Raw genomic sequence first — 26,858 nt, 5'->3', positions numbered from 1 at the left:
GAGTTTCACAAATTTCCTATGGTCGAATCTGCGCGGATTTGCCATGATGTGTCTAGTTGTATAGTATCTGAGAAGGTTGTCTAGATGCTCGATCAAACAACAGACACGGCGCGGCGCGATTGGCTGAGCCTGCTGGCAAAATCGCCCACCGGACGGGCAAGAGACTTGTTGTCGGCGCTGGATCTCAGCCCGTCTCATGAGCTGTTGCGCGCCCCCGAAATTGGCAGCGTCATGGTGCGCGGTCGGGCCGGGGGCACGGGGGCTCCGTTCAATCTGGGCGAGATCACCGTGACCCGCGCCAGTCTCAAGCTGGCGTGCGGAACGGTTGGTCATGGCTATGTGCAGGGGCGCAGCAAAGAGGATGCGCTGAGCGCGGCCTTGATTGATGCGCTGATGCAGACCGAGGCTGCGGATCACATCGCCGACGCGGTGCTGGCACCATTGCGTCAAGAGATGGCGACACGCCGCGCGACCCGCGCCGGCAAGGCTGCCGCCACCAAAGTTGAATTCTTTACGATGGCGCGAGGGGAAGATTGATGAACAGTGCAGCACTCAGCGGCGGTTTTGCCAATCCGGCCCAGGAGGCCGCCCACGGGTTTCGCGCCTTGATGAACGCCATGGCACGTCCGGGCGAGATCTTTGAGGTCAGCGGCGGGCAGGGGCCCGCACCGCTGTCGATTGGCGCGGCGGTCACCCTGTTGACCCTGTGCGACGCCGATACTGGCCTCTATTTGGCCCCGAGCTTTGACAGTGCAGAAATGCGCGGCTGGGTTGCCTTTCATTTCGGCGCGCCCCTGGTTCCGGCCGAAAGGGCGGATTTCGCGCTGGGGCGCTGGGAGGAGTTGCTGCCACTGGAGCAATACCGGATCGGCACCGCCGAATACCCGGATCGCTCGGCCACCTTGATCGTGGAAAGCGATAGCCTGACGCAAAATGGCGCAACCCTGCGCGGTCCCGGGATCAAGGACAGCGCGGCACTTTCTCTGCCCGAAACCACCGCCTTTCAGGCCAATCACACCCTGTTTCCCTTGGGGCTGGACTTTGTCTTTACCGCAGGCGCGCAACTCGCGGCCCTGCCGCGCAGCACGGAGGTCAACTGATGTATGTGGCTGTAAAGGGTGGCGAACGCGCCATTGAAAACGCCCATGCCTGGCTGGGCGAAGAACGCCGGGGCGACAGGGATATTGCCGAGCTGAGCGTTGCGCAGATCCGCGAACAGCTCAAGCTGGCGGTCAATCGCGTCATGGCGGAAGGCTCGCTTTATGATGCGGATCTGGCGGCGCTGGCGATCAAGCAGGCGCGCGGCGATATGATCGAGGCGATCTTTTTGATCCGCGCCTATCGCACAACTTTGCCGCGCTTTGGTGGCAGCCTGCCGCTGGACACTGCTGAGATGGCCTGCGAGCGGCGCATTTCGGCGACGTTCAAGGATCTGCCGGGTGGGCAGGTCTTGGGGCCGACCTTTGACTACACCCACCGTTTGATCGATTTTCAACTGGCCGCCAATGGCGAGGTGGCCGAGGCCCCAAGTCGCGAGACCAGCGCCGATCCCGTGCCCCATGTCACCGGATTTTTGAACCGCGAAGGGCTGATCGAAGAGGCGGGCGAGGGCGAGGACACCCCACCGGATCTGACCCGCGAGCCGCTGGAATTTCCTGCGGACAGGTCGCTGCGCCTGCAGGCCCTGACCCGCTCGGATGAGGGGTTTGCCCTTGGCATGGCCTATTCCACCCAGCGCGGCTATGGCCGCAACCATGCCTTTGTCGGCGAGCTGCGCATTGGCGAGGTTGCCGTTGAAATGGAGATCCCCGAGCTGGGTTTCGCCATCGAGATTGGTGAAATCACCCTGACCGAATGCGAGACCGTGAACCAGTTCACCGGCTCAAAAACCGAACCGCCGCAGTTTACCCGCGGCTATGGGCTGGTCTTTGGTCAGTCTGAACGCAAGTCGATCTCTATGGCTTTGGTGGATCGGGCGCTGCGTTGGGAAGAGCTGGGCGAGGACAATGTTGGCGCGCCTGCGCAGGATGTGGAATTTGTGCTGAGCCATGGTGACAATATCCAGGCGACAGGGTTCCTCGAACATATCAAACTGCCCCATTACGTTGATTTCCAATCGGAATTGGAGCTGGTGCGGACCCTGCGCAAAGAGGTGGAAGAGGCCCGCGCAGCTGCCGACATGGCAAACCAAGTGCCGGAGGCCGCGGAATGAAACCCTCGGTCGTGGTGTTTGATATTGGCGGTGTGCTGCTGGATTGGCAGCCGCATCTGGCCTGGCTCGACGAGCTGGGCAGTGTTGAGGCCGTGCAGGCGTTTATGGAGCGCGTGGGCTTTGCCGAGCGTAACCTGCGCGCCGATGGTGGCGAACGCTTTACCGATCTGGCGCTGGAGATTGACGATGCCCAGGATCGCGCCCGGTTGGCGGGTTATGTCGGGCGGTTTGATCGCACGATCCAGACCAAGCTGGACGGCAGCTGGGAATTGCTGCACCGCCTGCAGGCGCGCGATGTGCCGCTGCATGCCATCACAAATTGGTCGCTTGAGACCTGGCCGGTGGGCTGCAACCTGCACCCCGAGCTGAAAACCGCCTTTGGTGTGACCGTGGTGTCTGGCGAAGAGCAGATCATCAAGCCCGATGCGCGGATCTATGAGATCCTGTGTGAGCGCGCTGGCGTTCAGGCCAGTGACTGTGTGTTTATCGATGACAGCCCCAAAAACGTGACCGGTGCCAAGGCGGCGGGGATGGATGCGATCCATTTCACCGGGGCCGAGGCCTTAGAGGTCGAGTTGATCAAGCGGGGTCTGCTGTGATGTCAATCGCCGCCGCCCCCGCCACCATCGCCGCCCCCGTCAGAGCCGCCATCATAACCTCCGCCGCCGGGTTCATTGTACCAATCGCCGCCTTTTTCTTCGGGATGGGTGCGCGAGCTGCGGGTGGAGCCGTCAAAATCGGTCCAAACCCAGGTGCCGCTGCTGTCCTGATGCAGGCTGGCGCGGCGGCGTTTGCGTCGGCGGCTGTCCCAGATCACCGTGCCGATTATGGCCGCAACCACGGCCGCCATGAAGAACGCAATCACTGTGCCGTTCATGTCTTCACCTCACTCGGAAAAGGACTGTTCCATGAGTGACTATAACTTCGCCTATCTGGATGAACAGACCAAACGTATGATCCGCCGCGCGATCCTCAAGGGGTTGGCGATCCCCGGCTATCAGGTGCCTTTTGCCAGCCGTGAGATGCCCATGCCTTATGGATGGGGCACCGGTGGGGTGCAGGTTTCGGCGGCGACATTGACGCCCGATGACACGCTCAAGGTGATCGATCAGGGCGCGGATGACACCACCAATGCGGTCTCGATCCGCAAGTTCTTTGAGCGTACGGCGGATGTGGCCACCACCAGCAAAACCGCTGAGGCCACGGTGATCCAGACCCGCCACCGCATCCCCGAAGAGGTGCTGAGCGAGGATCAGATCCTTGTCTATCAGGTTCCAATCCCCGAACCACTGCGTTTCCTTGAGCCGCGCGAGACCGAGACGCGCAAGATGCACGCGCTTGAGGAATATGGTCTTATGCACGTGAAGCTCTACGAGGATATCGCCCGCCACGGCCATATCGCCACCTCTTATGCCTATCCGGTCGAGGTGCAGGGGCGTTACGTGATGGACCCGTCGCCGATCCCGAAATTCGACAATCCCAAGATGGAGATGGCGGCGATCCAGCTTTTCGGGGCGGGGCGTGAGCAGCGCATCTATGCGCTGCCCCCATACACCAAAGTGGTGAGCCTTGATTTTGACGATCACCCGTTTGAGGCGTCCAAGGCCCCCCATGCCTGCGCGCTGTGCGGGGCCGAGGATTCCTATCTTGATGAGGTTATCACCGATGATCAGGGCGGGCGGATGTTTGTCTGTTCGGACACTGATTATTGCGAAAGCCGCCGCGCGGCGGGGCATGTTGGAAAGGATGCAGCATGACACCTTTGCTATCCGTGCGGGATATCCGCAAGACCTATGGCAGCCATGTAGGCTGCACCGATGTGGCGTTTGACCTCTATCCGGGCGAAGTCATGGGGATCGTTGGGGAAAGCGGCTCGGGCAAGACCACATTGTTGAACTGTCTGGCAGGGCAATTGACCCCAGATCAGGGGCAGGTGGTGTTTGGCACGCGCGAGGCTGGCCCGCGCGATACCTTGCAGATGAGCGAGCCAGAGCGGCGCATGTTGCGCCGCACCGACTGGGCCTTTGTCCATCAACATGCGCGGGACGGGCTGCGGATGAATGTCAGCGCTGGCGGCAATGTCGGCGAGCGGCTGATGGCCGTGGGCGCGCGCCATTATGGTGATATCCGCGACAGTGCCGCCGACTGGCTGGGCCGGGTGGAGATCAGCGAGGCACGTATCGACGACCGCCCGACCACCTTTTCCGGCGGTATGCAGCAACGTCTGCAAATCGCGCGCAATCTGGTGACCAATCCGCGTCTTGTCTTTATGGATGAACCCACCGGCGGCCTTGATGTCTCGGTTCAGGCGCGCCTGCTCGATCTGCTACGCGGGCTGGTGCGCGACATGGGCCTGTCAGCGATCATCGTTACCCATGACCTGGCTGTTGTGCGCCTGTTGGCGGATCGCTTGATGGTGATGAAAGACGGGCATGTGATCGAAACCGGGCTGACCGATCAGGTGCTGGACGATCCGCAAGAACCCTATACCCAGCTGCTGGTCAGCTCTGTTTTGCAGGTGTAACACCATGATTACAGTCGAAAACCTCTCCAAAAGCTTCACTCTGCACAATCAGGGCAGCGCCGTGATCGACGTGATGCGCGGGGCGAACCTGTCGGTGGCGGCGGGGGAATGCGTGGCGCTGACCGGGCAATCAGGGGCGGGGAAATCCACCCTGATGCGGATGATCTATGGCAATTATTTTGCCTCCTCCGGGTCGATCCGCATTGGTGATCTGGATCTGGTTGGGGCCGAACCACGCCAGATCCTGGCCCTGCGCCGCGATACATTGGGCTATGTCAGCCAGTTCCTGCGCGTGGTACCTCGGGTGGCGACGCTGGAAGTGGTGGCCGAGCCGCTTTTGGCGGTGGGGCAGGATCGCGAGGCGGCCCGGGCCCGGGCCGAAGAGCTTCTGCGCCGCTTGAACATTCCACAAACGCTCTGGTCGCTGTCGCCCACGACGTTTTCGGGGGGGGAGCAACAGCGGGTGAATATCGCGCGCGGCTTTGCCTATGATTATCCGGCCATGCTGCTGGATGAACCCACCGCCAGCCTTGACCCGGTGAACCGCGAGGTCGTGCTGTCACTGATCAAAGAGGCCAAGGCCCGTGGCGCGGCGATTATCGGCATTTTCCACGATGCCGAGGCGCGCTCGGAAGTGTGTGATCGCGAGATCGACCTGTCTGGCTTTGGTGTCGGAGCGGCGGCATGACACCGGGAAGAGTCATAGCTGTCGTCGGCCCGTCGGGCGTCGGCAAAGACAGCGTCATGGCTGGGCTGATGGCGGCTGATGGCTCTTACCAACTGGTCAAGCGCGACATCACCCGCGCAGCCGAACTGGGGGGCGAGGATTTTACCCCGCTCAGCCCGGCGCAGTTTGCCGAGCGACAGGATGCGGGGGGCTATTGTCTGTCCTGGCAGGCGCATGGGCTGTCCTATGGCATCCCGGCACGGGTGCAGGAACAGGCCAATGCCGGGCAGAATTACCTGATCAACCTGTCCCGCGCGGTTCTGGCCGAAGCGCATGAGGTCTTTGCCGATTTTCGCGTGTTGAACCTGACCGCCAGCGGCGAGGTCTTGGCCAAACGTCTGGCCGGGCGGGGGCGTGAAAGTGCCGAGGATATCGCACAGCGGCTGGCACGCAGCGGTGCGGATCTGCCGGGGCATCTGCGCGTGGTGACGGTGAGCAATGATGGTGCCCTTGCGGACACTATTGCAGAGGCGCGCGCTTTGCTTCAGCCGGAAAGGGTGTAGCGTTGGATCGTTTCAAACCGACCATCCGGGCGTTCGCCCACCAGTCCAACCTCTTTGATTTCAAAGGGTTGAGGCAGGTCGGGCAGAAGGCGCTGCAAAGCCTCGCTTGCGATGCGGGCCTGCGGTTTGGACAGTTTTCCGGTCAGGGTCAGGTGAAATTTGAACTGATCCAGCACGTAAGGGTAACCCCATTTCAGCAAATGCGCCTCTTGCTCGGGCGAGAGGTTGGCCTTGCGACGGCGCGCCAGTTCCGCCTCGGAGGCGGGGGCGCGAAACCCGTCGAGTTCTTGCACCAGACGCGCAGCGAGGGCGGCCAAATCGCTGGTATCGCCAGAGGGCACCAGCGCCATGAAACGCCCCAGCTGCGCCAGTTCCAGCCCGTCAATACTGACCGGTTTTTGGGTGGCGCAAAGCGTGGTCAGCGCGGATTTCAACCCTTCCAGATCAGTGCCCACAGCCAGCACAAAAGGCGGTTTCAGCGTTCCGTGAAAGCCATATTTGCGCGGTGTCATGGTAATGTCATCAATCTCGGCCACATCGGGCAAATCGCACGCTGTACCGGTCTCGACATCCCAGCCCAGCCACTGCGCGCCAAACGCCGCCAGAGCCCCGTTTGGGGGCAGATAGTAAATTCCGAAACGAGAGTAGTCTGACATGAATTCGCCTTTCACTCCAACGCTTTTGCCGCAAACCGATGACGGTGATGTGACAGAAAATCTCTGCTTCGCCAATGCCAAGGTTGTGACCCGCGATCAGGTCTTTACCGGCGCTGTCAGTGTCTCGCAGGGGCAGATCGTGGCGATTGAGGAAACCGGGGATATTCCGGTGGGGGCGATGGATTGCAAGGGGGATTTTCTGATCCCCGGTCTGGTCGAGCTGCACACCGATAATCTTGAGCGTCATATCGAGCCGCGTCCCGGTGTGGAATGGCCCCATGCGGCGGCGATTGTGGCCCATGATGCCGAGCTGGCTTCGACCGGGATCACCACGGTTTTTGACGCGATGCGGGTGGGGTCGATCGCCAAGGAGAATACCAAAGGTGGCTATTCGAAATATGCCCGCAACCTGGCCAGTGAGATGCTGGAATTGCGCGCGGCGGGGGCGTTAAAGATTAGTCATTTCTTGCACTTACGCGCTGAGGTTTGTTCTGAAACGCTCTTGCAGGAATTGGCGGAATTTGGACCGGATGATCGGGTTGGCATCGTGAGCCTGATGGATCATACGCCGGGGCAGCGCCAGTTCCGCGATATCTCAAAACTCAAGCAATATGTGGCCAAGAAACGCGGCATGAGTGATGCGGAGTTTGAAGAGCATGTGGCGCATCTCAAAGGGTTGCGTGAGGCGCATGGGGATGCGCATGAGGCGGGTACGGTGGCCGAGGCAGCGCGCTTTGGCGCGGTGCTGGCCAGCCATGATGACACCACCGCCGAGCAGGTCGCGGTTTCGGCGGGGCATGGCATTCATCTGGCCGAGTTTCCCACCACGGTTGAGGCGGCAAAAGCCTGTCATGACAAAGACATAGCCGTGATGATGGGCGCGCCCAATATCATGCGCGGCGGGTCGCATTCCAACAATGTCTCGGCGTTGGAACTGGCAGACATGGATCTGCTCGACATCGTGTCTTCGGATTACATCCCAGCGGCTCTGCTGCAATCGGCGTTCAAATTGGCGAGCGTTTGGAAGGACTTACCCCGCGCCATTCGTTGCGTGACAGAAAGCCCGGCAGTGGCGGCTGGCTTGCAGGATCGCGGCGTGATCGAGACCGGCAAACGCGCCGATCTGGTGCGCATCCGAATGGTGGGCGACACGCATCTGATCCGCTCGGTTTGGAGCCATGGGCGACGGGTGAGCTAGGGTCAGGATGCATTGATTTGGCGTCACTGGCGCAGGAAGAGCAATAAAGCAGGGGCTTTGGACGCGCAGGAACTGGCCGGGTCAATTGCAAGCGGTCAAAGCCGCAGCTTTGCAGCGCTTCCTGCGTCGGGACGATTTGCCTGTCTTAGCCCCTGATCTGCGTTACATCGCCTTGAAATACAACCAGTATTTCTTTGCCGATGTGCCTTGTCAGGGGCTAAGACAGGCAAACCAGTGATGCCAAATCAATGCATCCTGACCCTAACCCAGCGTTCGGTGGTGGTAACGGTCCGTTCGCGGCTTGCGCAACGGGGGTATTGGTACAAAACACCGCCTGTTTAGGGGGGATTGCCTGGGGCAATTCGGGGCCCCGGAATAGGGATTTGGCGCGGGTTGCGGGGCAATCTGTCTGATTCTGGCCGCGTTTTGTAGAGATTGGGTGTTTGGTTGGTTTGCGGGGCGGCTGTTGGGCCGGGTTTTTGGTTAAATTCGATTAATTTGCGTTAATTAGGGGGTGCCGAGGTTCGCACCCGGACCCGAGGGCGGCTGTCAATTTGTCCAGTCTGGTGGGCCAAGAATTTGGGTCGTCGGCGGTTGAGCCGATGGAGTTTCGCACCCGCCCTGGGGGGCGGGGTCGGGTGCGAACCGGATTGCAAGCAATCCGGAAGGAGAATTTTTCCAAATCAGATTTGCAGTATCGTCACTCACGCGTCTTCGTTCGGCTTTGCTCTGTCACTCAAAGCGTCCCCTGCACCTCACGAATAATCGCCGCCATGCCCTGAAAATGCCCCGCAAGCGGCGAGGATTTTCGCCAGACCATGCCGATGGTGCGGCTGGGGCGGGGGGCGGTGAAATGCGCGGTGGAGACCTGGGCGGAGCGGGTCTCGGAGGCGATGGCCATTTCCGGGATCAGGGTCACACCAAACCCGGCCTCGACCATGCGCACCAAGGTCGAGAGCGTCGTGCCATCCAAAGTGCGGGCACGTTGCGAGGCGGGGATGTTGCAAAAGGCCAGCGCCTGGTCGCGAAAACAATGACCCTCTTCCAGCAGCAGCAGGCGCATCTTTTGCAGGTCGCTGGGGTCGGGGACGGGCAGGGTGGCTTCGCCCTCGGGGCGGACCAGAACAAAGCTTTCGTCGAACAGAGGATGTTCGCTGAGCCACGGTTCCGAGATGGGCAAAGCGAGAATAGCGGTGTCCAATTGCCCATCCGAAAGTTCCTGAATCAGCACCGGCGTCATCGTCTCGCGGATATGGATATCGGCATCGGGAAAGGCGCGGGTCAGCGGGTCAAGAATGGCGGGCAAGAGATAGGGGGCGATGGTCGGGATGATCCCGATGCGCAACTGGCCTTGCAGGCTGGATTGGGCGGCGCGGGCGAGGTCTTCGAGCTCGTCCACCGAATGCAGGATGGCGCGGGCGCGTTCCAGCATTTCTATGCCGAGATGCGTCAGTTGAACCCGGCGCGGTTCACGCAGGAAAAGCGGCCCGCCCAGGCGCATCTCAAGCTCTTTGATCTGAACGGACAGCGCGGGTTGCGACACGGCGCAGGCATCCGCCGCCTGACCAAAATGGCCCAACCGGGCGAGGGCTTCGAAATAGCGTAGCTGTTTCAAGGTGATATTGCTCATAATTTGAAATTATTAGAACCATTCGAAAATGCAATTTCTTTTTATGAAAATACCCGGCTAGGCTGTGAAGGAGCCAAGTCGCCACGTCAGCTAGGGAGAGATTTTATGGACGGTAACAGCATGGGCAAATGCCCGGTCGCACATGGGGCAACCAATGTCAGCATGCGCTCGAACAAGGATTGGTGGCCCAACCAGCTGAACCTGCGCATCCTGAACCAGAACACCTCAAAGACCGACCCGATGGGTGAGGGTTTTGATTACGTTGAGGCGTTCAAAGGGATTGATTACGAAGGCCTCAAGGCGGATCTGACCGCGCTGATGACCGACAGTCAGGAGTGGTGGCCCGCCGATTATGGCCATTATGGTGGCTTGTTCATCCGCATGGCCTGGCATTCTGCCGGGACCTATCGCACCGCTGACGGGCGTGGCGGTGGCGGCACCGGGCAGCAACGGTTTGCGCCGCTGAATTCTTGGCCCGATAATGGCAACCTGGATAAGGCGCGCCGCTTGCTTTGGCCGATCAAGCAGAAATACGGCAATGCGATCAGCTGGGCGGATCTGTTCATTCTGGCGGGCAATGTGGCGATTGAAAGCATGGGCGGGCGCACCTTTGGTTTTGCCGGTGGCCGTGCGGATGTTTGGGAGCCTGAAGAGGATGTCTATTGGGGGGCAGAGACCGAATGGCTGGCCCCGGATGAGAATGAGAACAGCCGCTATAGTGGTGAGCGGGATCTGGATAACCCGTTGGCTGCGGTGCAGATGGGGCTGATCTATGTGAACCCCGAAGGGCCGAATGGCGAACCGGATATTCTGGCCTCGGGGCGCGATATCCGCGAGACGTTTGCCCGCATGGCGATGAATGATGAGGAAACCGTGGCGCTGGTCGCCGGGGGGCATACCTTTGGCAAGGCGCATGGTGCGGGTGATCCGGCCAAAGTCGGGCCAGAGCCGGAAGCCGCGCCGATCGAGGCCATGGGCTTTGGCTGGATCAATTCACACGGGTCCGGCAAGGGAGGCGACACCACCACCAGCGGGATCGAAGGCGCGTGGACCGCGAACCCGATCCAGTGGGACAATGGCTATTTCGATCTGCTGTTTGGCTATGACTGGAACCTGACCAAATCCCCGGCGGGGGCGTGGATCTGGGAGCCGGTGAATGTCAAAGAAGAGGATATGGCCCCGGCAGCGCATGATGCCTCGCAAAAGGTCAAGACCATGATGACCACCGCCGATATGGCGATGCGCATGGATCCGATCTATGGCCCGATTGCCAAGCGCTTCCATGAGAACCCCGAGGAATTCGCCGAGGCCTTTGCCCGCGCCTGGTTCAAGCTGACCCATCGTGATATGGGCCCTCGCGTGCGCTATGTCGGGCCGGAGGCGCCGAGCGAAGAGCTGATCTGGCAGGATCCGATCCCGGCCAGTGAGACCGATCTGAGCGACGGCGATGTGGCGGCGTTGAAGGCCGCGGTTCTGGAGGCCGGGCTGAGCGTGTCTGACCTGGTGAAAACCGCCTGGGCCTCGGCCTCGACCTATCGTGGGTCGGATATGCGCGGCGGGGCCAATGGGGCGCGGGTGCGACTGGCTCCGATGAAGGATTGGGCCGCCAATGAACCGGCTGAGCTGGACCGGGTGCTGAGCGCGCTGGAGGGTGTCCGGGCGAGCAGCGGCAAAGCTGTCTCCATGGCGGATATGATCGTCATTGGCGGTGCGGCTGGCATCGAGGCAGCGGCCAAGGCCGGTGGTCACGATGTTGAGGTGCCGGTCACCCTGGGCCGGGGCGACGCGACGCAGGAGCAGACCGATGTGGAAAGCGTGGGCTATCTGGAGCCGGAGGCGGACGGGTTCCGCAACTTCCAGAAGCAGGCCTATCGTGTGTCCCCAGAGGAGTTGCTGATTGACAAGGCGCAGCTGTTGACCCTGACCGCGCCGGAAATGACCGTGCTTGTGGGTGGCTTGCGGGTGCTGGGGGCCAATCATGGCGGCAGCGCGCATGGGGTGTTCACGGATCAGGTTGGTACGCTTTCGAATGACTTCTTTGTCAATGTGCTGGATATGGGCACAAGCTGGTCGGATGCCGGGGACGGGGTCTATGAGGGCAAGGCCGGTGGCGAGACCCGCTGGACGGCAACCCGCGTCGATCTGGTCTTTGGCTCCAACTCGCAACTGCGCGCGCTGAGCGAGGTCTATGCCCAGAGTGACAATGAGGGCAAATTCATCTGCGACTTTGTCAACGCCTGGACCAAGGTCATGAACGCGGATCGTTTTGATCTGTGATCACTGGTTGGAATTGAAGGGAAGAACGGGGGCCATTCGTGGCCCCCATTTCGTTTTGAACAAGTAAACTGTGTATTTCTGGACACAATTGACAACTGACAACGCTTGCTGAGCAACTACGGGCCGAAGCGACGCAATCGGACCGCAATAACTTAACCTCATCTGACCTGTCGGTTTCATCGATTATCAATCAATGATATTTCGTTGCAAATAAGTCTGCCCTTTAAGTTGAAGTTTCTTAGTCTCTCTGTTTACTTTCAAAACGTAAACCTCAGTTCAGAGGTTGAAAATTTTGATAGGGAAGAAAAGTATGCCTAGTTTGACTTGGGGTGATTACCGTTTTGAGTTTCAGGATAATGGACTGGTTTACATTTATTATGAAGGAAGTGGGTTCGTAAATGAGGTAGATGTTAACGAATTGTGGGATGATTTTCGGGCAACAACCCTCTTCCAGAATAGTGCTTACGCTACAACGCATGATGGTTGGAACGCGGCCTTAAGATTCTATGGATCAGATAGCGACGATCACATTATTCGAGACAGCCGAGGAGGTGTCTGGGGTGGGGGTGGAAATGATCGGATCGATACCTTCGCCGTTAACAACAACTCTCATGTGCATATTTATGCTGGCGATGGTGACGATACCATCAACATGTTTTTTGACAATATAACATCGCCCTTTGCGGATGGGCACCATGTGCGCGGGGACGAAGATCACCCTAAGACGCTTGCACCAGGCGAGACGGTTTTATCAGCGTCACTCGGCAGCGATGTTTTCAACTTTGGAAACTTGGATCAAATTGCGGCTGGTTCGGTTGTTGTCGGTCGGATCGAGGATTTTGATCCCTCTCGGGACGAGATTGCCATTGAGGGAAACATTATTGACCTCAACAATTTGCCAAGCAACGTACGGGTTGTCTCTTACAACGGTGATCACCTCGATCCTAACGCGGATCCCCAGCAGTGGCTCTTGATTACAACTGCAAATGGTGCGCGTGTCTTTTACGCCCTAGAAGGCGCTCGTGTGGATGGTAGTGATGTCGGTGGTCCCGGTGGTTTGCAAGAATCACATTTTATCGGGGATCAAAATGACCCATCTACTTACCCAGATTTCGACAACCTGCCAGATGTAAGCTTTGTCGACCCTCAAAACGTCGTTCCTAATGGTGCCGCCCCTGCAACCAATGGGTATTATATCAATGATTACGACGATACACCGGCCGATGTAGCTGCTGTGATATCCGGATCCGCTTATGGAGATGTTATTGCGGCCGGTGTCAATTCTGACTCAGTCCAAGCCGGTGGTGGCAATGACACTGTTTGGGGTGGCAGTGGACATGACACGATCATCGGCGGCGATGGTGCGGATAGCATTTTCGGAAACACCGGGAATGATAATTTGAATGGTCAGACCGGTGCGGATGTCATGTATGGTGGCAGCGGCAATGATTTTCTTTGGGGGGGAGGCGGTGCCGACAGTGACACTTTGCATGGTGACAGTGGCAACGACACGCTAAGAGGTGTGGGCGGCAACGACGCGCTCCATGGTGGAACCGGCAATGACAACTTGCAGGGCGATGATGGCAATGACAGCCTGTATGGGGGCGAAGGTAACGACACCAGCACCGGCGGCCAAGGCAATGACCTTTTGCTAGGTGGGGCCGGGAATGATCGGCTGCACGGAGATAACGGCAACGACTTTCTGCATGGCGAAGGCGGCAATGACACCATCGTTGGCGGCAATGGCGACGATCGTATCAACGGGAATTCTGGTGATGATCGGCTGAACGGGAATGCGGGTGCTGATACCTTTGTATTCCATGGCGGGTCCGGAGATGACCGGATTGCGGATTTCGATCCGAATGAAGGTGACAAGATCGACCTGTCGGGCCTGTCTCATATCACTGACGCGCAGGATTTCATTGACAATAACATTACCGATACGGGAACTGGCCTGTTGCTGGATCTTGGCAATGGAAACAGCGTGATTTTGGAAAATGTGGCGAGCGTAAGTTTGCTCGATGTGGATGATTTCATTCTGTAACGGGTGTGCGTGTTTCAGGTTGTTTTGGCCATAACACCTGACACTAGGCTCTGTTGACACAACCCAGCCATCACCGGCGCGTGTCAGATTTTGCTTCTGGCAAGCTGATTTGACCGCGGCGATCTGGGTGATCGGAAGGGCAAATCAGGGCAGTCAGAAGCAAAATCTGCCGCGTCGCTTGCGATTTCGCCAAATTTTGCCAGCGCGTCGTTGTTTCCGCTTGCAAGGAGGCCACCCTAGCTGCGCGAAAACGCCTAGCGCTGACAAAATTTGGACTGAAACCGGTGGTGGCTGGGTTTTGTCAACAGAGCCCAAGCGACATTTGAAAAAGGCGGGGTGTTGGCCCCGCCTTTTTTACTCTGTGACCTCGTCCTGTCGGATGCGGAAGAAGACCGCGTAGAGGGTGGGGACGATGATCAGGGTCAGGATGGTTGCAAAGCTCAGGCCGCAGATGATCACCACCGCCAGCGAGGCAAAGAACGGATCCCAGATCAGTGGGACCACGCCCAGCACCGTGGTCAAAACCCCCAACATCACCGGGCGCACGCGACTGACCGAGGCATCGACAACCGCCTGCATGCGCGCTTTGCCATCGGCGATTTGCGTATCCGTCTCGTCGATCAGGACGATGGCGTTCTTGATCAACATCCCGGTCAGCGAGAGCACGCCGAGAATGGCCATGAACTCCATCGGGGTGTTGGTGGCGACCAACCCCCAGACCACGCCGATCAGCGCCAGAGGCACGGTGAGCCAGATGATCAGCGGTTGGCGCACAGCGTTGAAGAGCAGAAACACCACGAGGATCATTGCACCAAAGCCCAGCGGCATGGTTTGCGCCAGACCGGCATTGGCCTCGGCGCTGTTGCCGGCCTCGCCCTTCCAGACCAGTTCATAGCCGGGGGGGAGGGGGATGGCCTCAACAGGGGCGCGCACCTGTTCGAAGAGGTCGCCGGACAGCACACCGGGGGCGTTATCGGCCTGGGCGGTGATGGCGAGCTTGCGGTTGATGCGGCGCAGATTGCCCGCCTCAAACACCAGATCAAAGCGGTCAACCACCTGCGAGATCGGGATATAGGCTCCGATGGAGGGGCTGAAGATCTGCACGCTGTTCAGCATCTCGATATCATCGCGCGCCGAGGCCAGGGGGCGCATGGTGATGTCCAGCAGCTCATCACCCTCGCGCAGCACGCCGATATTAGTGCCGTTGAAATGGGCGTAGATGGCGCTGGAAATCTCGCCCTGGGTTAGGCCAAGCCGGCGGGCGTTTTCCGTGTTGATGACCGGGCGCATGACCTGGATCTGTTCGCGCCAGTCATCCTTGATGGCGACGGCCCCGGCCTGGGCAAAGATGGTTTTGGCCTGCGCGGCGAGATCACGCAGCACCGCCGCATCGGGGCCAAAGAAGCGCGCTTCGACCTTGGAGCCGCCACCGGGGCCGAGGATAAAGCGCCAGACCTTGGCATTGGCCGAGGGGTAGCGGTCATCGATCCAGTTTTGCAGCGTGCCTTCGAGATCGGCGATTTGGGTGAAATCCTCGACATCGACCAGGATCTGACCATAGCCGGGATTGGAATCTGCTGCCTCGTAGATCAGCATGAACCGGGTATGGCCGCTGCCGATGGTGAGGTTCGTGCTTTGCACGCCGCTGAGCCCGCGGACATGAGCGTCGATCTCGAGCAGGTCCGCCTTGGTTTTGCTGATATCGGTGCCCTCGGGCAGGGTGTAGTCGATGACAAATTGCGCCCGGGTTGAGGCCGGGAAAAAGCCCGGAGGCACGAGGCTGAACCCGGCTATGGCCGAGCCAAACAGCGCGACGACCAGCAGGACGGTCAGATAGCGCAGCCGGATCGCGGTGCCGAGCAGGCGGCGATAGAGGCGCAGAACGATGCCTTCCTTGGCGGCCTCGGCCCCGTCTTCCTTGTTTTCGGCGCGCAGCAGCAAGGTGCAGAAATAGGGCGTTAGCCAGATGGCCACCAGCCAGGAAAACAGCAGGGCAATGGCGATGGTCCAGAACAGGCTGCCCGCATATTCACCGGTATTGTCCGGCGAAAACCCGATGGGGGAGAAGGCGAGAAAGCCAACCACGGTGCCGCCCAAAAGCGGCCATTTGGTCTGGTTGACCACCGCGATTGAGGCGTCGCGCGGGTGTTCGCCCTTGTGGACCCGCACCAGCGTGCCTTCGACCACCACAATGGCATTATCAACCAACATCCCCAACGCGATGATCAAGGCACCAAGCGAGATACGCTGCATATCCAGCCCATAAAGCAACATGCCAAACAGGGTGCCCGCAACCGTGACCAAAAGGATGCCGCCCATCAGCAGGCCCGAGCGGATGCCCATGAAGACAAGCAACGTGCCAACAACGATGATCAGCGCCACCACAACGTTCATGACAAAGTCATTCACCGAGGTTTCCACCGAGACGGATTGATCCGAGATTGGCAGGATCTCGATGCCGATGGGGCGTTCACTGATCAGCTGGTCCATCCGCTCTTTGACCGCCTTGCCCATATTGACGACATTGCCGCCGATCTGGTTGGAAATGCCGATGCCAATGGCGGGCTGACCGTCGCGATAGAGCAGGTTTTGTTCCGGGTCGATCAGACCACGGGACACGCTGGCAATGTCGGAGAGGCGAAAGGAGGCCCCGGTTTGTGGGTTCGAGATCACCAGATTGCTGATGGCTTCAACTGAGTCCACGGCGCTTTGTGGTCGGAAAGTGATGCGGCGTTCGCCCGCCACCACGGAGCCACCGGGAACAACCAGATTCTGACCCTCAAGCACCTGGCTGATTTGAGACGGGGCAAGGCCCAATTCGATCAGACGGGCGGGGGCGTATTCGACATAGATGACCTCATCCTGGACACCGTTCAGCACGACCTTGGACACGCCTTTGACGGTGACCAGCTCGCGTTGGAGCTGTTTGGCATAGGCGTGCAGATCGGGCATGGTATAGCCCTCGCCGGTGATGGCGAAATAGAGCGCATAGACATCGCCGAAATCATCATAGACCTGCGTTTTCAAGGCATTGGGGGGCAGGGTGTCCTGAATGTCGTCAATCTTGGCCCGCATCTGGGCAAAGCGTTGATAAAGCGCGGGATAATCGCGCGCCGAGGCGATGGTGAACTCGACCGAGACATTCGAGAGGCCGGGGGAGGAGACGGAGCGCACCTCTTTCACACCCAGCAATTCCTGCAGGGCGTTTTCAACCACTTCAGTGACTTCTTCGGCCACCTCTTCGGCGCTGGCACCGGGATAGGGGGTGATGATCTGCGCCTGACGGATGATGAATTCCGGGTCTTCAAAACGCGGCAGGCTGGTATAGCTGAAATAGCCCGCGACCAGAATAAGCAGCGAGAACAGGGCCGAGATCACCCGCTTTTCAATAGCGAAACGTGCGAGATCCATGGGTTAGCCCCCGACCTTGGTGATGGGGCGAATGGCCATGCCTTCCTGGAGCTTGTTGGTGCCCGCGATGACGACCATATCGCCATCCTTGAGGCCGCTGAGCACTTCGATAGAGGCGCCCGCCGCATCGCCAAGGGTGACAGCCATGGTCGAAACGGTTTTGGCGTCAGGGTCGACAAGCCAGACAATCGGGTTGCCACTGCTATCGGCGGCAATGGCGGTGAGCGGGACTGTCAGGACCGAGCGGTTATCGGTTTCAATCGAGGCCTCGATCTGGCCGACCATGCCGGGCAGGATCGTCAGATTTTCCGGCACAGTGACCGCAACGCGGGCGCGATAGGTCTGCGTGGCCGCATCGGCCTGGGTTGAGAATTCGACGAATTCTGCCGGGATGTCGGTATCGGGCAGGGCGTCAAAACGGACCACGGTTGTGGGGGTGCCAAAGCGCGACAGGGCGGTGACATCGACGCCGGGCACGTCAAAGGCGAGGTCGATGACCGAGAGCGTCTGGAGCAGCGCTACCTTGTCCCCGGCGCGCACATTGGTGAAGTTTTCAATGTCGCGCCGTGCGATCACTCCGTCAAAGGGGGCGGTCAGGGTGGCATCGTCAAGATTGTCACGCGCGGTGTTGAGCTGGGTTTCCAGCCCGCGCAGGGCGGCCTTGGCGGCCTCGACATCTTCGGTGCGGCCGCCCGATTGACCAATCAAGAGCTGCTCTTGCTGAGCTTTCAGATTGGCTTCGGCAACGCGCAGCGATGCAAGATCCTGATCAAGGCGGGCCTGGGCGGCGACCCCGCGATCGGCCAGTTGTTTGGTGCGATCCGCCTGTTCGCGGGCCTGATCGACCTGGGCCTGGGCCGAGGCGACAGCGGCCTCAAGCGCGCCGATCTCTTCGTCACGCGCCCCGGATTCCAAGGCCTTGAGCTGGGCCTGGGCCTGGTCACGCTGGCTTTCAAGCCCGGCAATGGCGGCTTCGAAATCGCGCGGGTCCAGTTTGGCGATCACATCGCCCTTTTTGACCTGATCCGCGCCGCGCACCGGCAATTCGATCACCCGGCCTGAGACGCGAAAGGACAGTTCGACCTCTTGCGAGGGGAAGACCACCGCCGAATAGGTGCGGCGCAGGACGGTTTCGCTGGCCTCGACCGTGTAGACCTTGGCCGGGCGCGGCGCGCTGGCAGTGTCCTGGGCGTAGAGGATGTTGGAAAAGCTCAGCAGGCCCGCCACGGCCAGAGATGTCGCGCGCAAGGTTTTCATGGTGTCCACCTTTGAGAAGAGAGGTCCGCCCGAAGGGGAATCCCTACAAGCTGACAGATTGCGTCATTTTTGTCGTTAGCTACCCGGAAAGACAGAATGATGCATCCCGAATAAGCGTTAGTATACGCAAACCTGCCCCGCTATTGGCGCACAGATCAACGGAATATGTGTCTTCGCTAGGAATTACATTGCTGGGATTTCGCGCGGGGACATACACATTGGAGAAACATTCCGGGTTCGAGGTCAAGCGCGTTTCCAGAGAATACATGCGTCTTGAACCTAATTGGCATTGATTAAGAGGAGCGTGTTGCGGCATATCAAACCCCAAGAATTGAAAAGGTGATTGAGATGTTTAAGCCATTGGGTTTGTTAGCTGTTGCTTGTGTTTTCCTTGCAGGATGTTTGTCTGAGAACGGCGCAAGAACGGCGAGTAAAACACCCGCATCACCTGAGGTCATGGGGGTGGCTAGAATGGCGGCTCAAACGTGTTCACGGCACGCGCCAAACCTTTTGCAGATTGCTTCAAGATTGAAGTCTGCTGGGTTTTCGTCTTCCTCGCATCCGCGCATTGAAGGGACCCGCGCAAAGCTGACCGATAGCCAGCGCCTAGAGTACTTGGTGTCTGAGTCGGGAATCGTGGTTTTTCTGCGCTCCAACTCCGCCGAACAAAAGAGCCTTTTTTGTTCGGTAAGCGTGCCTGACATGACCGTTCCTCAGGCGCGGCAACTGGCACAGATTTGGATTGAGCGCTACGGCGCGACGGACAAGACCTTGTTCAAAGAAACCCCTTTGAAGGGCGATTTGTTGGGATGGCAGGCGGTTCTGGATCGCAGCTCCGTCAAGATCGGGATGTTGTCTTCCATTGGCTATCTCGACGGCCCCGGCGCGGCAATTGTGCTGCAATATGCCACGAAACCTGCAGGGGCCGCAGTTCAAGGGCCACGGATAATTATCAAAAAGATGCGCTGAGTAAGGTCGCTGAAGACCTCACCCAGCTGGAAGGGGGCAAGCTAGTGGTCAGATGGTCTTGGCCTGTTGGCGCAGGGCGAATTTCTGGATTTTGCCGGTGGAGGTTTTGGGAAGCTCTTGGAAAACAACGGCTTTGGGGGTTTTGAAGCCCGCCAGGCGTTCACGGGCAAAGGCGGTGATTTCCTCTGCGGTGGCGCTGTGCCCGTCCTTGAGTTCGATAAAGGCGCAGGGCACCTCGCCCCATTTGTCGTCCGGTTTGGCGACCACGGCACAAAGCAGCACGGCTTCGTGATTCATCAGGCAGGATTCGACCTCGACCGAAGAGATGTTTTCGCCACCTGAGATGATGATATCCTTGGCGCGGTCGGCGATCTGGATATAGCTGTCAGGGTGTTGAATGGCGATATCGCCCGAGTGGAAATACCCCCCGGCAAAGGCTTCGTCCGTGGCGGTGGGGTTTTTCAAATAGCCTTTCATCACCCCATTGCCGCGAAACATGATTTCGCCTTTGGCTTCGCTGTCGCGGGTGATGTCGGTGAGGGTTTCATCGGTGACGCGCACCTCTTCGATAAAGGGCATGGCGACGCCCTGACGGGCCTTGATCGCGGCGCGCTCATCGCCCTCAAGCCCCTCCCAGCGGGCGTTCCAGGTGCATTCGGTGGCCGGGCCATAGACCTCGGTCAGCCCATAGACCTGGGTGACGTTGAATCCCATGGGTTCGATCTTGGCCAGGGTGGCGGGGGCCGGGGGGGCACCGGCGGTGAAGACCTCGACAATATGGTCGACGGGGCGTTGTTTTTCGGGCTCGTTCACCAGCATGTTCAGCACGATGGGCGCGCCGCCGAAATGGGTGACACCCTCATCCGCGATGGCGTCAAAGATCGCCTGAGCGGTGATGTCGCGACAGCAGACCACTGTGCCGCCAAGCGCGGGCATCATCCAGGTGTGGCACCAGCCATTGCAGTGAAACAGCGGCACGATGGTCAGATAGACCGGGTGCAAGGTCATGCGCCAGGACAGGACCTGCCCCATGGCATTCAGATAGGCCCCGCGATGGTGATAGACCACGCCCTTGGGCTTGCCCGTGGTGCCGGAGGTGTAGTTGAGCGCGAGGCTTTCCCATTCATCCTCGGGCATGATCCAGTCGAAATCGGGATCACCGGTGGCGAGCAGGGCCTCGTATTCCATGTAATGCCCATGGGCGTGCACCCCGGCCTGATCATCGGCGACCTCGATGATGGTGGGTTTGGGACCAGTGAGTTGGTCCAGAGCCTCAGCCAGGAACGGCAAGAATTGCGGGTCACAAAGCACCACCTTGGCCTCGCCGTGATCGAGGATATAGGCGATGGTGTCGACATCGAGACGGGTGTTGATGGCATTCAGCACAGCGCCACAAGCGGGCACGCCGAAATGCGCCTCGGCCTGGGCGGGGATATTGGGCAGGATCGAGGCGACCACATCGCCGGGCTGAACGCCGAGTTTGTTGAGAGCCGAGGCGAGCCGGGTCACGCGGGTGATGTAGTCGGCATAGCTTTTGCGATAGGAGCCATAGACCACGGCGGGGTGATCGGGCCAGATGGTTGCGGCGCGTTTGAGAAAGGAAAGCGGGGTCAGGGGCACATAGTTTGCCGCGTTTTTGCCAAGCCCGGTTTCGTCGCGCATCCAACCCATGGTGATCCTCCCTGTCCATGATGGTGAGAGGCACTATGCGCAGGGAAGGGGGCGGAGAAAAGGGGATTCGGAGTCTCAAATGCAGGTGAGCAGTCACGCGGAATCAAGGCCGAAGGCCGCCGCGTGATCGCCCTCCCGCCCCCCGGGTGGGCGATTTTGCTAACGTCTTGCTGAACACGGGGGTAGGAAAGAGTTTGGCAAAGATTAAGTGGCAGAAACGGATGTCTTTACGCCAACCCGCGGGAGGGCGATCACGCGGCTTTGCAGCGATGGTAGAAGACCCGTTTCCATTTCCATTTCAAAACCATAGACTTGCCCCATGATCATCTCGCCGGGCCGCAATTTCATCTTTGTGCATATCCCCAAGACCGGGGGGACCTCGATGGCCTTGGCGCTGGAGGCGCGGGCGCATCGGGATGATATTCTGATCGGTGACACGCCCAAGGCGCGCAAACGCCGCGCGCGGGCGGAGCGGTTGCAGTCCAAGGGGCGGATGTGGAAACATTCCAATCTGGCGGATCTCGACGGGGCCTATAGCCCGGAACAGATTGGCGAGATGCTGTGCTTTACCCTGGTGCGCAACCCCTGGGACCGGGCGGTGAGTTACTATCATTGGCTGAAGGAGCAGCGCTTTGACCACCCGGCAGTGGGGTTGGCCAAGCAATTGGAGTTTGCCCCGTTCCTGCAGCACAAATTGACCATCTCAACCATGCTCGCCTGGCCCTATGGGCGATATATGCGCGATGTGACGGGGCAGGAGCATGGGGTGTTTCTGCGCCTTGAACATCTGGAACAGGATATGGCACCGCTGGCGGCGCATTTGGGGTTTGTGCCGGAGCTGCCACATGAAAACCGCTCGGACCGGGCAGAGTATCGCAGCTATTACGACGCTGATCTGCGCGACTTGTTGGGGCGACTTTGCGCCGAGGATATCGCGCGGTTTGGTTATACTTTCTAGGGATCTAATCCTAAATCAGCCGGTATCTGAAACGATTATGTCAGAATTTTCCTGTTCCGGGATCGACGGGTAAGCCGCTGTTTTGTTAGCGAAAACAGGTATGCGCCGATCGCGCCCCTTCGATTCTTTTCGTTTGTCTTGATCTGGGTCAAGAAATCGCTCGCCAAGCTTGACCTAAAGAAAAGATACGCAAGGGGGCAGGTTTCAATGACACCGCATTTGGCACAGGTTTTGGCAAAGGGGCCGCTGTTTCAACAGTTGCCGCCAAAGCTGTGCCAGTGTCTGATCTCCAAAGCGCAGCCGCGCAGTTACGGGCGTGGGGCGGTGATTTGCCTGCAAGGGGAGCAGGCGCGGACCTTGAAATTGGTGCTGGATGGTTGGGTCAAGCTCTACCGGCTCTCGGGCTCGGGCGAAGAGGCGGTTTTGGCGACGTTGCAGGCGGCGGATAGCTTTGACGAGGTCGCGGCCTTGCAGGGGGGGATTTCACAGGCCTCTGCCGAAGCTGTCAGCCCCTGTACGGTGTTGCATCTGGACCTGCAGGCGATCTGCGCCTGTGAGCGAGCCAAAGAACATTTGCAGGCGGCGGTTTTGCATATGGCCAGCCACCACCTGGATGGGATGATGGCGCAGGTCGAGGGGCTTAAGGTGCAGACCGGCGCGCAACGGCTGACCCGCTATTTGATCGACCTTTACGAGGCCGAAGGCGGCGCGATCGAGTTTGAGCTGCCCTTTGAAAAGGTCATTTTGGCGGGCAAGTTGGGCATGAAACCCGAAAGCCTGTCCCGCGCCTTTGCGCGGCTGAAACCGGTTGGCGTTTCCAGCAGCCACCGCCTGGTGTCGATCCGCGATATGTCGAAATTGCGCGCCTATGCCGAGGCGACGGCGGCGTGAAGGAAATCAAAGACGATCTGACGTGTCGCTGGGATCAGCAATAAGGTCACAAGCACGAACTGCAACAGAACAATCATGTTAAGATTGCGCGCAAACGGGTGTTTGCGCGTCTTGTGGCGAAAGTATCTTTGCCCCAGTTTTGCCCCTAAGCTGCCACCTATAAGGGCCCAAAACAGCAAGGTTTTCTCGGGAATACGGCTGCCGCCTTGGCGCGCTTGTCTTTTGTCCCAAAAGAATTGGCCAAAGCTGAACAAATTGATCAAGGCATAGGACAGCAGCCCAACTGTCAGCAGGGATGTCGTCGGGATAACACTCACGAGAACCTTACCGGATCGGTTCGAATTTGGCGTCTTTCAGCGCGCAATCCTTGATCACGTCGCGCCCGCAGGGGACCGGTTGCAGGTCTTTGGACAGGCAGATGCGCGCCTCAGAGATATAGCCATCGCGGCAGGTGATGGTGAGATTATCGGCCGACCAATCGGGGTTGGCCTTGAGAAAGGCTTCTTCGATCACCGAGGCGGGCAGTTTCACGCTTTTGTCGAGTTTGCGAAAGATCTCGGGGCGGGTGACGCTGTCATAGGCCTCACGCGACAGGTCAAGATAGGCGCGGCCCGACAGGCCGGTGCAGGTGCCGTGTTTCTTCCATTGGTGCCAGGCGAGGCCAGAGGAGCCCATGATATCAACCATTTCAGAGGTCATGCGGCGCGAGGGCGCACGTTCCACTGTGGGGCAATAGCTGGGCCAGCCGCGATGGAATTGCGGCCAGAGACCGTGCATGACCCAGCCGTAATCATGGCGGGTGTCACATTGTTCCGAGCCTTTGGCATCGCCTTCGACCTCGCACCAGTTCGACGACCAGCTGAGGGCGAGGACATAGTAGTCAAACACACCCGCTTTTTCGCCATCGGCGGCGGCCGGAGCGGCCAAGGACAGGCAGGCGGCGAGGCCCATAAGGGCGGTTTTGATGTTTGACATGATGCACTCCCGAAATTGGCCGCGATTTGGCATGTGGCCGGTTACCCGCGCCTTGCTACGCGACTGACGGCGCAGCGTCCAGCATTTGCTAGGGAGAGCAAGTGCTAGCCCCCAGGTTGGCCCGGGGCCAGCCCCAGACGGGCGGCATGCCAGGAGGCCTCGGCCCGCGAGGATATGCCCAGTTTGCGATAGATCGATTTGATGTGATGGGCGACGGTGCTTTCGGCCATGGAGAGCTGCTCGGCCACATCGACATTGCGCATGCCACGGCTGATCAGGGCCAGTACCTCTTTTTCGCGCCCGGTCAGGTTGGCGTCGGGTTCGCCGACCGGGCCGGTATATTGGAAATGCTCCATGATCCGGCGCGCAATGGACGGGGACAGGGCGGGGATGCCATCGGCGAGCTGCGACAATTGCCGCACGATCACCTCGGAGGGCTGTTCCTTGAGCAGATAGCCATTCGCCCCCGCCGACAGAGCGGCCACGATCCAGGCGTCATCCCCCATCACAGTGGTGATCACACAGAGGGTTTCCGGGCGCGATTGGCGCAGGCATTTCAACACGTCGATGCCGCTGCCATCGGGCAGGTTGAGATCGATCAAAGCCACATCATAGCTGTTCTTGCGGGCGGCACCCAACGCGGCGCGCAGGGTGGCGGCGGTCTCGATCTCGTGCGGGGCGTCAAAGGCCTTTTGCGCGATGCCGGTCAGCCATTTACGAATATCCGCGAGGTCTTCGACGATCAGGATGCGGGTCATGATGCCCCCATATCAACAAGGGGAATATCGGCGCGGATGACAAAGCCGGTTGCGGCGTTTTCCCAACTGACCGATCCGCCAAGCGCCCCGACACGGGTTTCGATATTGGCCAGGCCGCTGCCGCCGCTTTCATGGCCGGGGTCGGCCGGGGCAGGTGTTGCGCCGGTACCGTCATCACGATGAGCCAGGCTGAGGCTGCTTTCATATAGTTGGAACTTGATCGATGCCTTTTGCGCCCCGGAATGGCGGATGGTGTTGCTGACGGTTTCGCGCAGGATCGAGCGCAGGGAATGGATGAGATTGGGCGCAAGGGGCAGGTCACGATTTGCGTCGCCCTCTTCGATCCAATCAAGGCCAATATCAGCAAGGGCGAGGCGTTCACGGGCCTCGAGCTGCATATCGGCCAGCAGATCACCCAGGGTTTTGCCGCCTTGGGCGTTGTTATTGATGATGTCGCGCAGGTCCGAGATGGTCTGGCGGATCAGTGTGTCCTTGCGGTCAAGTCTGTCGCTATGCAGGGCGGATAGCAGCTGCGCGCCAAGGTTGTCATGCATGTCGCGGGCAATGCGGGTGCGTTCGGCTGAGGCCCCCACTTCCTGAGCGTCGCGGCTGGCAATGGCATGGGCCAGCATGGCGCAAATCTCATCAGCAAAGCGTTTGTCCCGCAGGCTGAACAACCGCCGCCCACCATGGGCATTGCGCAATTGTACTGGGGCCTGCGCCGGGCAGGGACAGGGCAACGCCCTCCTGGTGGATTTCCGGGGCGGAGGGGCCGGGTTGTTCTGTCTGGGCGAGGTTCAGAGGCTGGTACACATCGCGCAGGATCTGGTGCCAGCCTTGTTCTTGGTCCAGCCTGTCCGTGGTCAGCGCCACATCGACGATCCGGCGAAACAGGTCCTCTCGGTTCACGTTTCTTTTCCGGGTGATCAGCCGGGCCAGCCAATCGCGACTGGGAAGATAGGTCAGGGCGATCAACAAAAGAGACAAGCCAAAGGCCGGAGCGCGCTCAAAGGCGACAAAGGCGATGAGAATGGCATCCAGCACCAAAAGCAAAAGCACGCCGACAAAGTAGAACAGGATCGAAAACGCCCAGCCTTCGAGTTCGAACAGCCGGTCGCGTGCAACGCCCACAGCGACCCCGATAAAGAGCGGCACAAAGAGCAGGAAGGCATAGCCCTGGGACAGGGTCGGGGCAAAGCCAATGAGATTGGGAACGATGATGAGCAGTACAAAGGTGCCGGCCCCCAAGATCACCGCCAGGGCAAACCAGCGCAGCGCTGCCCGTGCGACAGGATCGCTGCGCGAGGTCCAGAACTGGGCAAGCGCCCCGGCCAGGATACCCAGCATCAGGATCACGACGGGCAGATGGATGGCTTGGGCCGGGCCGGGGCTGAGGATGCGAAAAACCTCCATCACCCAAACGACAGCAAAAATCGCGGTGATCACCCAAAGCACAAACGCAGGAACAAGGCGGCGGGGATAGGTCAGAAACAGCGACACCATGGCAACGCCAAAAACCAGCGTGCCAAAGTGGTTGATGGCAGACAGCGTGCGAAACAAGGCCGAGGGCAGGGCGAGCTCTCGGGCGGAATAGATCGCGGCAGGAAAGGCGGAGAGGGCGATGCCGATACCGGCCAGCGCCAGCAGTTGCGGGGCCAGCTGGGTTTGGCGCAGGCACCAGACCCAGACACCAACAACCACCGAGATCAGGCCGACAACGATCTGGACCCAAAAGACCAGAGGCAGGTCGCGGATCGGGCGGCTTGGCGCGGGAGCGACGTCGGCCTGGGCCGCATGGGGCTCGGCGATGGTGAGCGTCACGCTGGGGGCGCTGATCAGGGCGTAAAGCTGTTCCTGTCGCTCAAGGAAATCCTCTAATTCGGCATAGCTTGGGGCGGTGTCGGATTCTTCGACCAGATCAAATGGGCGCAAGGAGATCGGCCCAACACTGTCGAGCGGGGCGCCGGGTCGCACCTGTGCGGCGGGGCCATCCGGGTCCACATCCGCGATCCAGACAAAGCCCAGTTCCGGTTGTGGTGACAGGGTGAGGCCCAGATAGGGCTGGCTGAGCGAAATGGCGAGAACCCCCCATATCGCTGCAAGGCCCAGCAAGGTGGCCGCAAAAAGAAGGGTAAAGGGTGTTGGTTTCAAATCTACCTGCCTGACGGGCCAATCCGAAGCGTGTTTGCACAGTATA

General features: G+C 59.6%; 25 protein-coding genes. 14 read left to right on the top strand and 11 right to left on the bottom strand.

What is annotated here, in order from left to right; translation table 11 throughout:
- The first annotated feature begins 84 nt into the window (after positions 1–84).
- Genes phnG through CLV87_RS02180 form a run of 4 tightly spaced genes read left to right on the top strand, consistent with a single transcriptional unit; the run spans position 85 to position 2,811 of the window.
- Positions 85–537 carry a phosphonate C-P lyase system protein PhnG gene (gene phnG / locus CLV87_RS02195; RefSeq protein WP_099243754.1) on the top strand — a complete coding sequence of 151 codons (453 nt, stop codon included), beginning with the start codon at positions 85–87 and terminating at the stop codon, positions 535–537.
- Complete coding sequence (gene phnH, locus CLV87_RS02190) at positions 537–1,100, top strand: phosphonate C-P lyase system protein PhnH (RefSeq protein ID WP_099243756.1); 564 nt, start codon at positions 537–539, stop codon at positions 1,098–1,100. The genes phnG and phnH overlap by 1 nt, the downstream gene beginning before the upstream one ends.
- Positions 1,100–2,212, top strand: coding sequence for a carbon-phosphorus lyase complex subunit PhnI (locus tag CLV87_RS02185; RefSeq protein WP_099243758.1), 1,113 nt, complete (start codon positions 1,100–1,102; stop codon positions 2,210–2,212). The genes phnH and CLV87_RS02185 overlap by 1 nt, the downstream gene beginning before the upstream one ends.
- Positions 2,209–2,811 (top strand): HAD family hydrolase, encoded by a 603-nt coding sequence (locus tag CLV87_RS02180; RefSeq protein WP_099243760.1) that lies wholly within the window; start codon positions 2,209–2,211, stop codon positions 2,809–2,811. Before CLV87_RS02185 ends, CLV87_RS02180 begins: the two co-directional genes overlap by 4 nt.
- Positions 2,812–2,813: 2 nt before the next feature.
- Here CLV87_RS02180 and CLV87_RS02175 read toward each other — a convergent pair whose 3' ends face one another.
- On the bottom strand, positions 2,814–3,089 hold the full coding sequence (locus tag CLV87_RS02175) for a hypothetical protein (RefSeq protein ID WP_099243762.1): 276 nt from the start codon (positions 3,087–3,089) through the stop codon (positions 2,814–2,816).
- Between the two features lie 31 nt (positions 3,090–3,120).
- Between CLV87_RS02175 and CLV87_RS02170 the strand changes: the two genes are divergently transcribed.
- The 4 genes from CLV87_RS02170 to phnN are packed head-to-tail and all read left to right on the top strand — an operon-like array spanning position 3,121 to position 5,966.
- On the top strand, positions 3,121–3,969 hold the full coding sequence (locus tag CLV87_RS02170; protein ID WP_099243764.1) for an alpha-D-ribose 1-methylphosphonate 5-phosphate C-P-lyase PhnJ: 849 nt from the start codon (positions 3,121–3,123) through the stop codon (positions 3,967–3,969).
- The gene (gene phnK / locus CLV87_RS02165) at positions 3,966–4,736 is read left to right on the top strand and encodes a phosphonate C-P lyase system protein PhnK (protein WP_099243766.1); all 771 of its coding nucleotides are present in this window, start codon (positions 3,966–3,968) and stop codon (positions 4,734–4,736) included. Before CLV87_RS02170 ends, phnK begins: the two co-directional genes overlap by 4 nt.
- A gap of 4 nt (positions 4,737–4,740) precedes the next feature.
- Positions 4,741–5,424 carry a phosphonate C-P lyase system protein PhnL gene (gene phnL / locus CLV87_RS02160; RefSeq protein ID WP_099243768.1) on the top strand — a complete coding sequence of 228 codons (684 nt, stop codon included), beginning with the start codon at positions 4,741–4,743 and terminating at the stop codon, positions 5,422–5,424.
- Positions 5,421–5,966, top strand: a complete 546-nt coding sequence (gene phnN / locus CLV87_RS02155) for a phosphonate metabolism protein/1,5-bisphosphokinase (PRPP-forming) PhnN (protein WP_099243770.1) — start codon at positions 5,421–5,423, stop codon at positions 5,964–5,966. The genes phnL and phnN overlap by 4 nt, the downstream gene beginning before the upstream one ends.
- On the opposite strand, the gene CLV87_RS02150 is transcribed toward phnN, so the two are convergent.
- Positions 5,948–6,622, bottom strand: a complete 675-nt coding sequence (locus CLV87_RS02150; protein WP_099243772.1) for a DUF1045 domain-containing protein — start codon at positions 6,620–6,622, stop codon at positions 5,948–5,950. The genes phnN and CLV87_RS02150 overlap by 19 nt on opposite strands.
- Between CLV87_RS02150 and CLV87_RS02145 the strand changes: the two genes are divergently transcribed.
- Positions 6,621–7,820 (top strand): alpha-D-ribose 1-methylphosphonate 5-triphosphate diphosphatase, encoded by a 1,200-nt coding sequence (locus CLV87_RS02145; protein WP_099243774.1) that lies wholly within the window; start codon positions 6,621–6,623, stop codon positions 7,818–7,820. The two genes, CLV87_RS02150 and CLV87_RS02145, sit on opposite strands and share 2 nt — an antisense overlap.
- A gap of 736 nt (positions 7,821–8,556) precedes the next feature.
- Here CLV87_RS02145 and CLV87_RS02140 read toward each other — a convergent pair.
- Positions 8,557–9,450, bottom strand: coding sequence for a hydrogen peroxide-inducible genes activator (locus tag CLV87_RS02140; RefSeq protein WP_099243776.1), 894 nt, complete (start codon positions 9,448–9,450; stop codon positions 8,557–8,559).
- A gap of 105 nt (positions 9,451–9,555) precedes the next feature.
- Between CLV87_RS02140 and katG the strand changes: the two genes are divergently transcribed.
- Positions 9,556–11,727 (top strand): catalase/peroxidase HPI, encoded by a 2,172-nt coding sequence (gene katG, locus CLV87_RS02135; RefSeq protein ID WP_099243778.1) that lies wholly within the window; start codon positions 9,556–9,558, stop codon positions 11,725–11,727.
- A gap of 310 nt (positions 11,728–12,037) precedes the next feature.
- Complete coding sequence (locus tag CLV87_RS02130) at positions 12,038–13,771, top strand: calcium-binding protein (RefSeq protein ID WP_099243780.1); 1,734 nt, start codon at positions 12,038–12,040, stop codon at positions 13,769–13,771.
- 354 nt (positions 13,772–14,125) lie between these two features.
- Here CLV87_RS02130 and CLV87_RS02125 read toward each other — a convergent pair whose 3' ends face one another.
- Together CLV87_RS02125 and CLV87_RS02120 are read right to left on the bottom strand one after the other, a co-directional pair.
- Positions 14,126–17,182, bottom strand: coding sequence for an efflux RND transporter permease subunit (locus CLV87_RS02125; RefSeq protein ID WP_099243782.1), 3,057 nt, complete (start codon positions 17,180–17,182; stop codon positions 14,126–14,128).
- Positions 17,183–17,185: 3 nt separating this feature from the next.
- A complete protein-coding gene (locus tag CLV87_RS02120; RefSeq protein ID WP_099243783.1) occupies positions 17,186–18,439 on the bottom strand; it encodes an efflux RND transporter periplasmic adaptor subunit in 1,254 nt (417 codons plus the stop codon).
- Positions 18,440–18,787: 348 nt separating this feature from the next.
- Here CLV87_RS02120 and CLV87_RS02115 point away from each other — a divergent pair, with 348 nt between their 5' ends.
- On the top strand, positions 18,788–19,408 hold the full coding sequence (locus tag CLV87_RS02115; RefSeq protein ID WP_133840665.1) for a hypothetical protein: 621 nt from the start codon (positions 18,788–18,790) through the stop codon (positions 19,406–19,408).
- Positions 19,409–19,456: 48 nt separating this feature from the next.
- On the opposite strand, the gene CLV87_RS02110 is transcribed toward CLV87_RS02115, so the two are convergent.
- Entirely contained in the window at positions 19,457–21,079 is a 1,623-nt protein-coding gene (locus CLV87_RS02110) for an AMP-binding protein (protein WP_099243787.1), read from the bottom strand.
- A gap of 319 nt (positions 21,080–21,398) precedes the next feature.
- Here CLV87_RS02110 and CLV87_RS02105 point away from each other — a divergent pair, with 319 nt between their 5' ends.
- On the top strand, positions 21,399–22,037 hold the full coding sequence (locus CLV87_RS02105; RefSeq protein WP_099243789.1) for a sulfotransferase family 2 domain-containing protein: 639 nt from the start codon (positions 21,399–21,401) through the stop codon (positions 22,035–22,037).
- Positions 22,038–22,244: 207 nt separating this feature from the next.
- A complete protein-coding gene (locus CLV87_RS02100) occupies positions 22,245–22,928 on the top strand; it encodes a Crp/Fnr family transcriptional regulator (RefSeq protein WP_099243791.1) in 684 nt (227 codons plus the stop codon).
- On the opposite strand, the gene CLV87_RS02095 is transcribed toward CLV87_RS02100, so the two are convergent.
- The 5 genes from CLV87_RS02095 to CLV87_RS02080 form a co-directional block, all read right to left on the bottom strand.
- Entirely contained in the window at positions 22,904–23,245 is a 342-nt protein-coding gene (locus CLV87_RS02095) for a DUF1294 domain-containing protein (protein ID WP_235871810.1), read from the bottom strand. The genes CLV87_RS02100 and CLV87_RS02095 overlap by 25 nt on opposite strands.
- 7 nt (positions 23,246–23,252) lie before the next feature.
- A complete protein-coding gene (locus CLV87_RS02090) occupies positions 23,253–23,903 on the bottom strand; it encodes a ribonuclease T2 family protein (RefSeq protein WP_099243793.1) in 651 nt (216 codons plus the stop codon).
- A 104-nt stretch (positions 23,904–24,007) separates the two neighbouring features.
- The gene (locus tag CLV87_RS02085; RefSeq protein WP_099243795.1) at positions 24,008–24,661 is read right to left on the bottom strand and encodes a response regulator; all 654 of its coding nucleotides are present in this window, start codon (positions 24,659–24,661) and stop codon (positions 24,008–24,010) included.
- Positions 24,658–25,338 (bottom strand): sensor histidine kinase, encoded by a 681-nt coding sequence (locus tag CLV87_RS24030; protein WP_208293320.1) that lies wholly within the window; start codon positions 25,336–25,338, stop codon positions 24,658–24,660. The genes CLV87_RS02085 and CLV87_RS24030 overlap by 4 nt, the downstream gene beginning before the upstream one ends.
- The gene (locus CLV87_RS02080; RefSeq protein WP_208293319.1) at positions 25,307–26,812 is read right to left on the bottom strand and encodes a hypothetical protein; all 1,506 of its coding nucleotides are present in this window, start codon (positions 26,810–26,812) and stop codon (positions 25,307–25,309) included. Before CLV87_RS02080 ends, CLV87_RS24030 begins: the two co-directional genes overlap by 32 nt.
- Positions 26,813–26,858 lie beyond the last annotated feature (46 nt).

It is taken from the genome of Pelagimonas phthalicica (assembly GCF_004364805.1).
GTDB classification, from domain to species: Bacteria; Pseudomonadota; Alphaproteobacteria; order Rhodobacterales; family Rhodobacteraceae; genus Pelagimonas; species Pelagimonas phthalicica.
Note: the sequence above shows the minus strand (reverse complement) of the source record. Positions and strands in the feature narration are given on the sequence as shown.

Excerpts from the sequence above, each read along its gene's own strand:
- phnG (WP_099243754.1), top strand. The coding sequence starts at position 85 with ATGCTCGATCAAACAACAGACACGGCGCGGCGCGATTGGCTGAGCCTG.
- phnH (WP_099243756.1), top strand. The coding sequence starts at position 537 with ATGAACAGTGCAGCACTCAGCGGCGGTTTTGCCAATCCGGCCCAGGAG.
- CLV87_RS02185 (WP_099243758.1), top strand. The coding sequence starts at position 1,100 with ATGTATGTGGCTGTAAAGGGTGGCGAACGCGCCATTGAAAACGCCCAT.
- CLV87_RS02180 (WP_099243760.1), top strand. The coding sequence starts at position 2,209 with ATGAAACCCTCGGTCGTGGTGTTTGATATTGGCGGTGTGCTGCTGGAT.
- CLV87_RS02175 (WP_099243762.1), bottom strand. The coding sequence starts at position 3,089 with ATGAACGGCACAGTGATTGCGTTCTTCATGGCGGCCGTGGTTGCGGCC.
- CLV87_RS02170 (WP_099243764.1), top strand. The coding sequence starts at position 3,121 with ATGAGTGACTATAACTTCGCCTATCTGGATGAACAGACCAAACGTATG.
- phnK (WP_099243766.1), top strand. The coding sequence starts at position 3,966 with ATGACACCTTTGCTATCCGTGCGGGATATCCGCAAGACCTATGGCAGC.
- phnL (WP_099243768.1), top strand. The coding sequence starts at position 4,741 with ATGATTACAGTCGAAAACCTCTCCAAAAGCTTCACTCTGCACAATCAG.
- phnN (WP_099243770.1), top strand. The coding sequence starts at position 5,421 with ATGACACCGGGAAGAGTCATAGCTGTCGTCGGCCCGTCGGGCGTCGGC.
- CLV87_RS02145 (WP_099243774.1), top strand. The coding sequence starts at position 6,621 with ATGAATTCGCCTTTCACTCCAACGCTTTTGCCGCAAACCGATGACGGT.
- CLV87_RS02150 (WP_099243772.1), bottom strand. The coding sequence starts at position 6,622 with ATGTCAGACTACTCTCGTTTCGGAATTTACTATCTGCCCCCAAACGGG.
- CLV87_RS02140 (WP_099243776.1), bottom strand. The coding sequence starts at position 9,450 with ATGAGCAATATCACCTTGAAACAGCTACGCTATTTCGAAGCCCTCGCC.
- katG (WP_099243778.1), top strand. The coding sequence starts at position 9,556 with ATGGACGGTAACAGCATGGGCAAATGCCCGGTCGCACATGGGGCAACC.
- CLV87_RS02130 (WP_099243780.1), top strand. The coding sequence starts at position 12,038 with ATGCCTAGTTTGACTTGGGGTGATTACCGTTTTGAGTTTCAGGATAAT.
- CLV87_RS02125 (WP_099243782.1), bottom strand. The coding sequence starts at position 17,182 with ATGGATCTCGCACGTTTCGCTATTGAAAAGCGGGTGATCTCGGCCCTG.
- CLV87_RS02120 (WP_099243783.1), bottom strand. The coding sequence starts at position 18,439 with ATGAAAACCTTGCGCGCGACATCTCTGGCCGTGGCGGGCCTGCTGAGC.
- CLV87_RS02115 (WP_133840665.1), top strand. The coding sequence starts at position 18,788 with ATGTTTAAGCCATTGGGTTTGTTAGCTGTTGCTTGTGTTTTCCTTGCA.
- CLV87_RS02110 (WP_099243787.1), bottom strand. The coding sequence starts at position 21,079 with ATGGGTTGGATGCGCGACGAAACCGGGCTTGGCAAAAACGCGGCAAAC.
- CLV87_RS02105 (WP_099243789.1), top strand. The coding sequence starts at position 21,399 with ATGATCATCTCGCCGGGCCGCAATTTCATCTTTGTGCATATCCCCAAG.
- CLV87_RS02100 (WP_099243791.1), top strand. The coding sequence starts at position 22,245 with ATGACACCGCATTTGGCACAGGTTTTGGCAAAGGGGCCGCTGTTTCAA.
- CLV87_RS02090 (WP_099243793.1), bottom strand. The coding sequence starts at position 23,903 with ATGTCAAACATCAAAACCGCCCTTATGGGCCTCGCCGCCTGCCTGTCC.
- CLV87_RS02085 (WP_099243795.1), bottom strand. The coding sequence starts at position 24,661 with ATGACCCGCATCCTGATCGTCGAAGACCTCGCGGATATTCGTAAATGG.